At 41.8% G+C, this 12,445-nt stretch carries 12 protein-coding genes; all 12 read left to right on the forward strand.

Translation table 11 applies throughout. The annotated features are described in order from the left end of the window. Window positions 1-19 precede the first annotated feature (19 nt). Window positions 20-328, forward strand: a complete 309-nt coding sequence (gene rnpM / locus PGLA_RS16335) for an RNase P modulator RnpM (protein ID WP_068534650.1) — start codon at window positions 20-22, stop codon at window positions 326-328. Next, on the forward strand, window positions 321-644 hold the full coding sequence (locus tag PGLA_RS16340) for a L7Ae/L30e/S12e/Gadd45 family ribosomal protein (protein WP_068535087.1): 324 nt from the start codon (window positions 321-323) through the stop codon (window positions 642-644). Before rnpM ends, PGLA_RS16340 begins: the two co-directional genes overlap by 8 nt. Then, window positions 637-3,222, forward strand: coding sequence for a translation initiation factor IF-2 (infB, locus tag PGLA_RS16345; protein WP_068534654.1), 2,586 nt, complete (start codon window positions 637-639; stop codon window positions 3,220-3,222). Before PGLA_RS16340 ends, infB begins: the two co-directional genes overlap by 8 nt. A 14-nt stretch (window positions 3,223-3,236) precedes the next feature. Next, window positions 3,237-3,584 (forward strand): 30S ribosome-binding factor RbfA, encoded by a 348-nt coding sequence (gene rbfA / locus PGLA_RS16350; RefSeq protein ID WP_068534662.1) that lies wholly within the window; start codon window positions 3,237-3,239, stop codon window positions 3,582-3,584. A 31-nt stretch (window positions 3,585-3,615) separates the two neighbouring features. Then, window positions 3,616-4,593 (forward strand): DHH family phosphoesterase, encoded by a 978-nt coding sequence (locus PGLA_RS16355; protein ID WP_068534665.1) that lies wholly within the window; start codon window positions 3,616-3,618, stop codon window positions 4,591-4,593. Further along, window positions 4,590-5,507 carry a tRNA pseudouridine(55) synthase TruB gene (gene truB, locus PGLA_RS16360; protein ID WP_068534669.1) on the forward strand — a complete coding sequence of 306 codons (918 nt, stop codon included), beginning with the start codon at window positions 4,590-4,592 and terminating at the stop codon, window positions 5,505-5,507. Before PGLA_RS16355 ends, truB begins: the two co-directional genes overlap by 4 nt. Window positions 5,508-5,553: 46 nt before the next feature. Next, on the forward strand, window positions 5,554-6,501 hold the full coding sequence (locus tag PGLA_RS16365; RefSeq protein ID WP_068534672.1) for a bifunctional riboflavin kinase/FAD synthetase: 948 nt from the start codon (window positions 5,554-5,556) through the stop codon (window positions 6,499-6,501). Between the two features lie 159 nt (window positions 6,502-6,660). Then, window positions 6,661-6,930, forward strand: a complete 270-nt coding sequence (gene rpsO / locus PGLA_RS16370) for a 30S ribosomal protein S15 (RefSeq protein WP_068534675.1) — start codon at window positions 6,661-6,663, stop codon at window positions 6,928-6,930. A 284-nt stretch (window positions 6,931-7,214) separates the two neighbouring features. Beyond that, on the forward strand, window positions 7,215-9,299 hold the full coding sequence (gene pnp, locus PGLA_RS16375; RefSeq protein WP_068534678.1) for a polyribonucleotide nucleotidyltransferase: 2,085 nt from the start codon (window positions 7,215-7,217) through the stop codon (window positions 9,297-9,299). Window positions 9,300-9,553: 254 nt separating this feature from the next. Beyond that, entirely contained in the window at window positions 9,554-10,531 is a 978-nt protein-coding gene (locus tag PGLA_RS16380; RefSeq protein WP_068534681.1) for a polysaccharide deacetylase family protein, read from the forward strand. Window positions 10,532-10,617: 86 nt separating this feature from the next. Next, window positions 10,618-11,886: a M16 family metallopeptidase gene (locus tag PGLA_RS16385; protein ID WP_068534684.1), complete on the forward strand. Its 1,269-nt coding sequence runs from the start codon at window positions 10,618-10,620 to the stop codon at window positions 11,884-11,886. After that, complete coding sequence (dut, locus tag PGLA_RS16390) at window positions 11,861-12,307, forward strand: dUTP diphosphatase (protein ID WP_211269564.1); 447 nt, start codon at window positions 11,861-11,863, stop codon at window positions 12,305-12,307. The genes PGLA_RS16385 and dut overlap by 26 nt, the downstream gene beginning before the upstream one ends. Window positions 12,308-12,445 lie beyond the last annotated feature (138 nt).

Below are 12,445 nucleotides of genomic sequence, written 5' to 3' on the forward strand. Positions count from 1 at the left end.
TTAGGACGGAGGATACAGCATGAAGTCTAGAAAAGTACCATTACGTAAATGTGTGGCATGCCAAGAAATGATGCCGAAGAAACAACTGATACGAATCGTGAAGACGCCTGAAGATGAGGTGCTAATTGATCTGTCAGGGAAGAAATCTGGCCGCGGAGCTTATCTTTGCGGCAAGGTCGCCTGCTTTAAATTAGCTCACAAGAATAAGTCTTTGGATCGTGCCTTGAAACATCATGTGAAGCCCGAAATTTATGAGCAATTGGCAGATGATTTTGTGGCTGCGGAAGATGAATTTCTAGTGATGAAGGAGAAATCCAATGATGAATAAGACGCTTTCTCGTCTGGGTCTTGCGATGCGTGCAGGAAAAGTAGTTACAGGTGACGAAGTCGTGCTCAAAACTATTCGTTCTTCAGAAGCAAAGTTGGTCATCTTAGCTGGCGATGCCTCACCAAATACACAAAAAAAGTTTCGTGATAAATGCGGAACATACAAAATCCCTCTGGTGATCGGATATGACCGGGAAAGTCTGGGCACAAGTATTGGGAAACCACATCGTGTTGTGCTGGCAATTACGGATCAAGGATTCGCGAAAATGATCTCCGATTCTATGGAGACAATGTCGGAGGTGGAGTATATTGACTAAACAAGAAAGTAATAAGGAAAAATTTCGCGTATATGAGTATGCTAAATCGCTAAACATGAGTAGTAAAGAAATTATTACGATTCTAAAGCGTTTGGATTTACCCGTTAATAACCATATGAGTGTGATGGAGAACGACGCTGTCACTAAAGTGGAGAAGTTTTTCGAGAATATTAAGTCCAATGCAGCCGCGAAAAGAGAAAGCGGAGATAGCCATGCAATGGCAACAACGTCATCTGTCAAGAAGGATGCCGTTGTGATCAAGCCAAACGAAGCGTCTGCTTCTCGTCATGAGAACAGTACCGTTACGGCGCAAGATGAGACAAAAAAACAACAGGAAAAGCAGGTAGGTATGAATAATAATCCGAATAATAACAATGGTACAGGTACAGTAACGTCCAGGCCGCAAAGTAGCACGGGTACTTCGAGACCCCAAAGTAGTAATAATGGATCCACAAGACCTCAAAGTTCTGGGGCAGCAAGACCTGCTTCATCCCAAGGTGGACAAAGACCAAGCGCACAGCAAGGATCAAACGGTGCAAACCGTCCAAGCAGTCCGTCGCAAGGCCAAGGTGGGGGACAACGTTCAAGTAGTCCTACTGCTCGTCCACAATCACAGAATCGTAGCACGGGAGCTCCTACTCGTGATGCATCACGTACTGATGGGGCTGCACAAGGTGACAATAGAGGCGCTAACAAAAATAGATCCAATAACAATGGATCTAGACGCTTCGACGATAACAAAGGTGGCAACTACAGAAATAATCGTGGTGGTAAGAATGGCAGAGGTAAAGCGAATTACCAAGCTCGCGAGAAAATTGACAACACCCCTAAGAAAATTATTGTTCGTGGTGTGACAACAGTTGGCGAATCTGCTAAATTGCTTCACAAAGATGCTTCTGAAGTTATTAAAAAGTTGATCACGATGGGTGTTATGGCAACCATCAATCAGGAACTGGATGTTGAAACTGTTCTTCTTCTTGCCGGCGAATTCGGTGTGGAAGTTGAAGTGAAGATTGCGGTGGAAGATGATCGCTTTGAAACGATGGAAGAAGTAGATGAAGAATCTGATTTGAAATCTCGTCCTCCTGTAGTAACGATTATGGGTCACGTTGACCATGGTAAGACTACATTGCTTGATGCTATCCGTTCTTCGAATGTAACAAGTGGCGAAGCGGGCGGTATTACTCAGCATATTGGTGCTTATCAAGTTGAGATTAACAATAAGAAAATAACATTCCTTGATACACCTGGTCACGAAGCATTTACTGCAATGCGTGCACGTGGAGCTCAAGTGACTGATATTACAATTATTGTCGTTGCAGCAGATGACGGTGTTATGCCACAAACAGTAGAAGCGATTAGTCATGCTAAAGCTGCTGAATTGCCTATTATCGTAGCTGTTAACAAAATTGATAAACCAGGTGCAGATCCTGATAAAGTGAAGCAGGAGTTGACTGAATACGGTCTAGTTCCGGAAGAGTGGGGCGGAGATACGATTTTCGTTAACGTATCTGCTAAGCAGAGAACTGGGCTTGAAGATTTGCTTGAAATGATTCTGCTCGTGGCAGAAATGAATGAATATAAAGCTAATCCTGACAAACGTGCACGTGCTACAGTCCTTGAAGCCGAGCTAGATAAAGGACGCGGTCCAGTTGCACGCGTATTAGTACAGCATGGTACGCTTCGCGTAGGTGATGCTTTCGTAGCGGGTAACTGCTTCGGTCGTATTCGTGCGATGGTGAATGATAAAGGACGTCGTTTAAAGGAAGCTGGACCATCTACACCTGTTGAAATTACAGGGTTGACGGAAGTACCACAAGCGGGAGATCCGTTTATGGTGTTTGAAGATGAGCGTAAAGCTCGTTCCATCGCAGATAAACGTTCCATCACTCAGCGTCAGTCTGATATGGGTAGTAACGTTCGTGTGACGTTGGATGATCTATTCCAGCACATTAAAGATGGTGAAATTAAAGGACTTAACGTAATCATCAAAGGTGATGTTCAGGGAACAGTTGAAGCCCTTAAGAGCTCTCTTGAGAAAATTGAAGTGGAAGGCGTTCGCGTCAAAATACTTCACAGTGGTGCGGGTGCGATTACGGAATCCGATATTATTCTAGCTGCTGCTTCCAGTGCGATTGTAATCGGATATAACGTTCGTCCAGATAATCAAGCTGCTCTAACTGCAGCCCAAGAGAAAGTAGACATTCGTCTACATCGTGTCATCTACAATGTTATTGAAGAGATTGAGCAAGCCATGAAGGGCATGCTTGACCCAATTTATAAAGAAAACATTATCGGGCATGCTGAAGTACGTAGTGTATTCACAATCACCAAAGTGGGTACTGTTTCGGGATGTATGGTTACTTCAGGAAAAATTACGCGAAATGCGGAACTTCGCTTAATTCGTAACAGTATTGTTATTCACGAAGGCAAGATTGATTCCTTGAAGAGATTTAAAGATGATGCAAAAGAAGTGGCTCAAGGTTATGAATGTGGGATTACTTTGGCAAGCTATAATGACGTCAAAGAAGGCGACGTTATCGAAGCGTTCATCATGGAAACAGTGGAACGCAAGTAGAGAGGTGATAACACATGGCTAAAATTCGCACAGGACGTGTTGCAGAACAGATCAAGAAGGAATTGAGTATTCTCATTCAAAGTGAACTGAAGGACCCTCGGATAGGCTTCGTAACTGTAACAGGGGTCGAAGTCCCGAATGATTTTGCACAAGCAAAAGTGTATCTTAGTGTGCTTGGCGATGAAGATCAAAAGAAGAATACGCTTATTGCGCTTGATAAAGCAAACGGCTTTCTTCGTTCAGAGCTTGGCAAAAGGATTCGTTTTCGGCATACACCGGAACTTTTATTTAAGATTGACGAATCTATCGCATACGGGAGTCACATTGAAAAACTGTTAAGCGAAATTGATAAGAATCAATGATCGTGAATGATGTTTTAAAAGGAGACGAACGATGCTGACCTATGAACAATCGATTGAAGAAGCAAAGGAATATTTGCTCAAGCATGATGATTTTCTTGTAGTGTCGCATGTTCAGCCAGACGGAGATGCAGTCAGTTCCACGGTAGCTGTGGGCTGGCTTCTCTCATGTCTAGGGAAGAAATTTACACTGTTGAATGAAGGTCCCATCCCACAACGCATGCAGTTTCTAACGCTGGCAGATACGATCCTTGATATGGAGATTAATCCTCCTACACGTATGTTCCAACATGTAATCTGTGTAGATTGTGCCGATTTTGGGCGGGTAGGCTTAACAAATCAGTTTTTTGCTGAGGATGCCCTCATTCTAAATGTAGATCATCATCCAACCAATGACGGTTATGGACATGTGAATCTCATAAAGACGGATGCAGCTGCAACAGCGGAAATTTTATACGATTTAATTGGAATCTTTTCGGTGGAGTGGACGGAGGCGTCTGCGACAGCCATTTATACAGGTATACTTACAGATACAGGCGGATTTCGTTATGCCAATACTTCTCCTAAAGTCATGGGTATTGCTTCTGAATTACTTTCTTATGGTGTTAACGGGCCGTTACTCGCTGAAAACTTATTAGAAGAAATGACTCCTTCTCAAATGAAAGTGCTGATTAAGGCACTTAGCACACTTGAAATGTCTGCTGATGGTCTAATTAGTTGGGTTCATGTTACGCCTGAACATATGGTGGAATGCGGAGCTGCTAATGAGGATCTAGAAGGTATTGTGAACTATCCACGTAATATTCGTGGGGTAGAAGTTGGGATTCTATTTAAGGTTATCAACGAGAACGCTGTGAAAGTGAGCTTACGTTCCTCAGGAAACGTAGACGTTGCGGCATTCGCGCAAATTTACGGTGGTGGTGGTCACGTTCGTGCGGCAGGATGCAAGATAGAAGGAACATTGGATACGATTATCCCACAAGTCATTGAGCAGGTGAGACAATTATTATGAGCGATCTAGAGGGTATACTTGCTGTTCACAAACCAGCAGGATTTACATCACATGATGTGGTAGCGAAAGTTCGACGTATTCTGAAAATGAAGCGTATCGGGCACACAGGAACATTAGATCCTGAAGTAACAGGTGTACTGCCGCTATGTTTGGGCCGTGCTACCCGAGTGGTTGAATATATGCAAGAACTTCCAAAGGAGTACTACGCTACGCTACGCCTTGGCATGGCTAGTGATACAGAGGATATAACGGGTAGGATTATTGAACAAGTTGATTCCGTTTCTGTTACTAAGGAAGAAGTAGTTAAGGTGTTGAACTCTTTTCAAGGCGTTATTTCTCAAGTTCCTCCTATGTACTCTGCTGTGAAAGTAGATGGAAAAAGGTTATATGAGCTGGCACGAGAAGGAAAGACGGTTGAACGGAAGAGTCGTGAGGTCACCATTTACGAGATCGAAATGACGGATACTTCATGGGATGGTCCTTATCCAGAGCTCTCCTTTCGTGTATTATGCTCTAAAGGAACGTATATACGAACGCTATGTGTTGACATTGGACGAGCACTCGGACTGCCTTCGGTAATGGTTAAGCTTACGCGTTCCAAGTCAGCGGGAATCGATGCAGAACATTGTTTAACCTTTGATGATATTGAACGGTACATGGAAGAAGGGACCCTTGGTTCACATTTGATCGCTGTGGATCAAGCCATTCCTCACTTACCCGTACATACGGTCTCTGAGGAGAAAACATCAGCCGCGATCCAAGGTCAAAGACTTTCATATAAATCAGTAATCCCAGAAGTAAATGGAGAAGGCCCCATCCGTTTATACGATATTAAGGGAAGATTTCTAGGCATATTTCAAAGACAAGAAGATACAGGGGCTATTGCTCCAGTGAAAGTTTTTTTACAGGAATAATAATCGGTTCATTAGGTCATCTAACGGAATTGCAGGTGAGAAAGTTGTGAAGACTGTAATATTATCTTACCCCCTTTCATCCGAAATGCTTCATGAGAGGGCATCTTCTCAAATCGTTGCTATAGGGCAGTTCGATGGAATTCACCAGGGACACACAAGTGTGATCTCGTCCGCCGTATCTTTGGCGAAACAAAAAGGTATTCCATCAGCTGTAGTGACCTTTAACCCACATCCTAAAGAGGTTATGGGCAAAGGTGACTATGAAGGATATTTGACGCCGCTTGCGAACAAGCAGGAGTTGCTTGCTGGTATGGGCGTCGATACAATGTATGTTGCTCAGTTTGATGAAGTTTTTTCTCGGGTTAGTCCACAAGATTTCTTCACAGGCGTACTTCTACCACTAAATATCGATACGGTTGTCGTTGGTTTTGATTTCCGTTACGGATATCAAGGAGCAGGCGATGTAGAGTCACTTCGTGAAATGGGTTTGGGAATAATGGATGTGGAGATTATTTCACCTTTTCCGCTGGAAGGTGAGAAGGTGAGTAGTTCAGGTATTCGTAAGGCACTTCAGACTGGAGATTTACAACAAGCCAATGAATGGTTAGGACGCTACTACCAATTGCGTGGTACAGTCATTGAGGGTGAGAAACGAGGTCGTACGATCGGATTTCCAACCGCTAATTTGAAATTGGATGACCGATATGTCGTTCCAGCCAAAGGTGTATATGCAGTTCGTGCATTTTATAATGATGGTTGGATTTCGGGTGTTATGAATATAGGAGTAAAACCTACGTTTCATGAAGGTGTAATTGCACCAAGTTATGAAGTTCATCTATTTCACTTCAACGAGAGCTTGTACGGTGAGCATTTGACGGTGGAACTCGTCCATTATTTACGTGAAGAACGGAGATTTCCGTCTATACAGGAATTGATTACTCAGATCCAAGTGGATGCGAAGTTAGCCGAAGAGTTATTAAATGCTTTGGAATAATAGACGAAGTAAGAGGTAGAACATTTACTTTTTACAAACAGGTGTGCTATACTAAATAACGTCATTGGAGACAATGATATATAACCTTAGCTTGGTTACACGATCTCACCAACGGTGACGAGGCTATTGGCGATTATAATTGAAGGAGGTGAATAGCAAATGGCATTAACTCAAGAACGTAAAAATCAATTGATTGAAGAGCACAAAATTCATGATACTGATACTGGATCACCAGAAGTGCAAATCGCTATTCTTACGGTTAACATTACGAACCTAATCAGTCATTTCCAGGCACACAAGAAGGATCATCATTCTCGTCGTGGTTTGTTGAAGATGGTTGGTCAACGTCGTAGATTGTTGAAATACCTTAAGAATAAGGATGTTAGACGTTATAGCGCGTTGATCGAGAAATTAGGATTGCGCCGTTAATATTCCAATAATCTTACTAAATGCAGCCTGGTTGTTCACCGTATGTCCTTTTAGGAGTGACTACGGGGCAGCCGGGTTGCTTTTAAAATATAAGGAAATATAAGCTCATTGCAGTATAATTTTCTTGTATTAATCACAGAAACGGATACCTGAAAGTGATACGTTGTATCGCTGGCACTCGGAAGCATAATTTGCTGAAGAAAGGTGTGGCCGTTTCTTCTTGTGTATTGTTATATGAAATATTGATAATATGGAAATACTGTTAGAACAAAAGGAGGGATTTCATGGAAAATCGTGTTGAAATGCAATTAGGCGGAAGAACTTTAATCTTAGAAACAGGACGGTTGGCTAAACAAGCGAATGCAGCAGTAACGGTTCGTTATGGAGAAACGGTCGTTTTGTGTACAGTAACAGCTTCAAATGAACCGAAGGATTTAGACTTCTTCCCACTTACGGTGAACTATGAAGAAAGACTTTATGCTGTAGGTAAAATCCCAGGTGGTTTTATTAAGCGAGAAGGTAGACCAAGTGAGAAGGCTATTCTTTCTAGTCGTCTAACGGACCGTCCTATTCGCCCATTATTCCCAGAAGGCTTCCGTAACGATGTTCAAGTTGCTAATCTGGTTATGAGTGTGGATCAAGACTGTGCGCCTGATATCGCAGCGATGATCGGAACTTCTGCAGCACTAAGCATTTCTGATGTTCCATTTAGTGGTCCAATTGGTGGAGTTGCAGTGGGTCGCAAAGATGGACAATTTATCATTAACCCAAACGTAGCAGATCAAGAAGTAAGTGATCTATACTTGGTTGTTGCAGGTACTGCAGATGCGATCATGATGGTTGAAGCAGAAGCGAATGAAATGCCTGAAGAAGTGATGCTTGAAGCAATCATGTTTGGTCATGATGAAATTAAGAAGATTGTTGCAACCATTAATGAATTGGTAGCTAAGGCTGGTAAACCAAAAATGGCAGTTAGGTTACATGCCGTGAACGATAACGCTAACCTTGAAGTTCGTGAATATGCAGCAAGCCAACTTAAAGATGCTGTTAAAATATCGGAAAAACATGCGCGCCAGGATGCCATTGATAAGATTAATGAAGCAACGGTAGCTTACTTTGAACAAAAGTACATAGAGACACCGGAACTTATGAAAGACGTCAAGGAAATTCTGCACGATATTGTTAAAGAAGAAGTTAGACGTTTGATTACACATGATAAAGTACGTCCAGATGGACGGAAATTGGAAGAGATTCGTGCAATCGAGTGTGATACGAATATCTTACCTCGTACCCATGGAACAGGATTGTTTACACGTGGACAAACACAAGCACTTAGTGTATGTACCCTTGGTGCACTTGGAGATGTTCAAATTCTTGATGGTATTGACCCACAGGAATCGAAACGCTTTATGCATCATTACAACTTCCCTCCATTCAGCGTAGGGGAAGCTCGTCCTCTTCGTCCACCAGGTCGCCGTGAAATCGGACATGGTGCTCTTGGTGAACGTGCGATGGCTAAGGTTCTTCCTTCAGAGGTAGAATTTCCTTATGCAATCCGTCTAGTATCCGAAGTATTGGAGTCCAATGGTTCAACTTCGCAAGCGAGTATCTGTGCTGGTATCCTCGCAATGATGGATGCAGGGGTTCCAATTAAGGCACCAGTAGCTGGTATTGCTATGGGACTTATTAAAGATGGAGATCATGTTTCGATCCTGTCTGATATTCAAGGGATGGAAGATCATCTTGGAGATATGGACTTTAAAGTTGCGGGTACGGCAGTGGGTGTTACTGCTATTCAAATGGATATTAAGATTGATGGAATCAGTCGTCAAATTTTGCAAGACGCTTTGGATCAAGCAAGAGAAGGACGCTTGTTCATCTTGGATAAAATGGTTGCAGCTATTGCAGAACCAAGAACAAGTCTATCACAGTATGCACCGAAGATTATGACGATAAATATTAACCCAGAGCGCATTCGTGATGTTATTGGTGCTGGTGGTAAAATCATCAACAAGATCATTGAAGAGACTGGCGTTAAAATTGATATTGAACAAGATGGACGAGTATTCATCGCTTCAACTAATGAAGAAATGAATCAAAAAGCACGTGCCATTATTGAAGGTATTGTCCGCCAAGTTGAAGTGGGCGAAATCTATGTAGGTACTGTGAAACGTATCGAGAAATTCGGTGCATTTGTGGAAATTCTTCCGAACAAGGAAGGTCTAGTTCACATTTCACAATTGTCTACAGAACGCGTTGCTAAGTGTGAGGATGTTATTGCAATTGGTGACTCCATCACGGTTAAGGTAACCGAGATTGATCAACAAGGGCGTATCAATTTATCTCGCAAAGCTACATTGACCGTTTAATCGTTGATACAATGAGGTTCATATACTAAATTAGAGAAAAGAGACAGAAAGCTTCATATTCTGGCTCTTTTTTTAAAATATAAGAAAGTATAAGTTTCACTTGATACTTTATTCCTTATATTTCCGCGTAAAACGGATGACGTTCTTGATAAAGGATGGCGTAGCAATTTCTACTTGAATGTATCTCCCTATTCATATTCCATTTGTTCTGTTCATATGATGGGACAAAGCTGACAAGGGAGATGAAATATTGTATGAGTACGAGAAAGTTCGCTATTTTGCTGGCTTGTTTTACGATTGTGATCGGAATCAGCCAAATAAGTAGTATCAAACAATTTATAGAGAATGGGCGGAGTGGCACGGTCTCACAAGAAGTCTTTCAGTTAACGAATAATATCTCGGAAGAAGATCCCTTATATCGTGAAATAAAAGCTAAGGCTTTAAGTATGAGGATTGAGCCTGTGGATGCTAAAGTTGACCGGGTATGGAAAGCTATTCCTGGTTACAATGGATTAGAAGTAGACGTAGATGAAACATACAGACAAGCCAAGGCTACAGGGAGTACAACCTCGATTACATACAAGTATCGCCAACTGATTCCAAAAGTAGGGCTCAGTGATCTTGAAGTTCAACCGATATATAGAGGCAACCCTGCTAAACCCATGGTGTCACTAATGATCAATGTGGCTTGGGGAAATGAGTTTATTGTGCCTATGTTAAATACGTTGGATCAGGAGAAGGTCAAAGCCACTTTCTTCTTTGATGGAAGATGGTTAAAGAACAACGTAGAAGTAGCGAAGGAAATTCAAAAAAGAGGACATGAATTATCTAATCATGCATATTCACATGCTAATATGAGTCAGTTGAGTGAAGAAAGAGCAATTGAAGAAATAAGCAAAACTCAGAAGCTGTTGAAGGATGAATTGGGTGAAGAGAAAAAATGGTTCGCGCCTCCTTCTGGAGATTTCGATAGTGATACGGTTCGAATTGCCAAAGGACTTGGCATGCATACTGTATTATGGACATTGGATACGGTAGATTGGCAACACCCTTCTCCTGCGTCGATCGTGAACAAAATATCTAACAAAGTAGAACCAGGATATCTCATATTAATGCACCCGACCTCATCATCCTCTCAGGCTTTACAGGGGATGATTCAAGCGATTAAAGCGAAAGGTTTGAGTTTAGGGACGGTAAGCCAAACACTTTCTTCAGAACGGATACTACCCTGAATAGTTGAGTGAAGCTTAATTATTTGGTAGGATAGGGAATGCATTTATATTGAAGTATGTAGGTTTCATAATAGGAGGGCCTTCAAGTGGAAAAAATAAAGCTAAGTAACGGCCTGAGAGTAGTTATGGAGAAAATTCCAAATTGCCGTTCCGTATCATTCGGGATATGGGTAAAGACAGGTTCGAGATATGAGAATCTTGAGAACAATGGGGTTTCTCATTTCATCGAGCACATGCTCTTTAAAGGAACAGAACGATTTAATGCAAAAGAGATCGCAGAACAGTTTGACGCTATTGGAGGTAATGTGAATGCATTTACATCCAAAGAATATACATGTTATTACGCAAAAGTACTTGATGAACATTTACCTATAGCGGTAGATGTACTTGCGGATATGTTCTTTCGATCTAATATTGATGATCTGGAACTTTCTAAAGAAAAGAATGTTATTCTTGAAGAAATTTCAATGTACGAAGATACCCCAGATGATATCGTTCATGATTTAATGGCAAAAGCAGTGTATGGGGAACATCCGTTGGCTTACCCTATCTTAGGAACAAGAGAGCTCTTAGAAAATATGAATTCAAAACATCTTAGAGCGTATATGGGTGAGCATTATACCATCGAGAACACCGTGATAAGCGTAGCAGGTAATATTGATGAACGTCTCGTTGAGTTATTGGAACGACATTTTGGTGATTTCCAGAATCACGGAAGTGAAAGTGAGATCGTAGTTCCTGAGTTTCAAAGTAGTGTCTTATTTCACAAGAAAAAAACAGAACAGAACCATATATGTATGTCATTTCCGGGCTGTGCCATCGATGATGAAAGACAATATGCCATGGTATTGTTGAATAATGCCATAGGTGGGGGAATGAGTTCTCGCTTATTTCAAGAAATCCGTGAGAAACACGGACTGGCATACGCAGTCTATTCCTACCATAGTTCCCATGCGGACAATGGATTGTTCACTATTTATGCGGGTACCGCTCCTAAACAAACGAAACAGGTCATGGACCTGACGAAAGAAGTCTTATTTGACCTCGCTACAAAGGGCCTAAGTGAAGATGAGCTGCGTAAAGGAAAAGAGCAACTGAAAGGAAGCCTTATACTTAGCTTAGAAGGTACAGGTAGTCGGATGAATCGATTAGGTAAAAATGAACTGATGCTTGGTAGACATTATTCGTTAGATGAAATGATCGCTAATATTGAGAAAGTATCTATGAATGATGTTGAATCATTACTCGATCATATGTTTAGTGAACCAACCTCCATCGCGATGGTAGGTGCAACAGATAAAACTATTTCAAGTGTAAGGAGAGATGACTTTGTCACATTACGTGCAAATAAATAAGTTACCTGGGAATGAAGATGTTAAACTCCCTGAAAAAATGTCTCGTTTAGCCTCGGGATACGATTTGTATTCAGCGGTTGAAGAAGATGTAATCTTGCAACCAGGGGAACGAAAATTAATACCTACTGGATTTGCGATCGCTATGCCAGAAGGACTTGAAGCACAAATTCGTCCGCGTAGTGGACTGGCACTCAAGCATGGCATAACGTGTTTGAATACGCCTGGAACGATTGATGCCGACTATCGTGGGGAGATTAGAGTTCTTTTGATTAACCTGGGAGATGCACCATTTACCATTGTTAGAAACGAACGGATCGCTCAAATGGTGTTCCAAATCGTTCCTCAAGTGGAATGGGAATTCGTAGAGGAGCTCTCGGAGACCGTACGTGGTGACGGTGGATTTGGTCATACAGGTAAATAATGAAGTAAGAAGAATCGGCTACACCGTCCCTTAAGGGCGGGTATCCGTCTCTTCCGAAATATAAGATGCAGAGTATCAAGTGAAACTTATACTTTCTTATATTTTGAAATTGAGCTAACGAATGACCTTAAGAAGGTG

Source organism: Paenibacillus glacialis, assembly GCF_001637205.1.
In the GTDB taxonomy this organism is placed as follows: domain Bacteria; phylum Bacillota; class Bacilli; order Paenibacillales; family Paenibacillaceae; genus Paenibacillus_AQ; species Paenibacillus_AQ glacialis.

Coding starts and splice junctions, on each gene's coding strand:
- rnpM (WP_068534650.1), top strand. CDS start 20: ATGAAGTCTAGAAAAGTACCATTACGTAAATGTGTGGCATGCCAAGAA.
- PGLA_RS16340 (WP_068535087.1), top strand. CDS start 321: ATGAATAAGACGCTTTCTCGTCTGGGTCTTGCGATGCGTGCAGGAAAA.
- rbfA (WP_068534662.1), top strand. CDS start 3,237: ATGGCTAAAATTCGCACAGGACGTGTTGCAGAACAGATCAAGAAGGAA.
- PGLA_RS16355 (WP_068534665.1), top strand. CDS start 3,616: ATGCTGACCTATGAACAATCGATTGAAGAAGCAAAGGAATATTTGCTC.
- truB (WP_068534669.1), top strand. CDS start 4,590: ATGAGCGATCTAGAGGGTATACTTGCTGTTCACAAACCAGCAGGATTT.
- rpsO (WP_068534675.1), top strand. CDS start 6,661: ATGGCATTAACTCAAGAACGTAAAAATCAATTGATTGAAGAGCACAAA.
- pnp (WP_068534678.1), top strand. CDS start 7,215: ATGGAAAATCGTGTTGAAATGCAATTAGGCGGAAGAACTTTAATCTTA.
- PGLA_RS16380 (WP_068534681.1), top strand. CDS start 9,554: ATGAGTACGAGAAAGTTCGCTATTTTGCTGGCTTGTTTTACGATTGTG.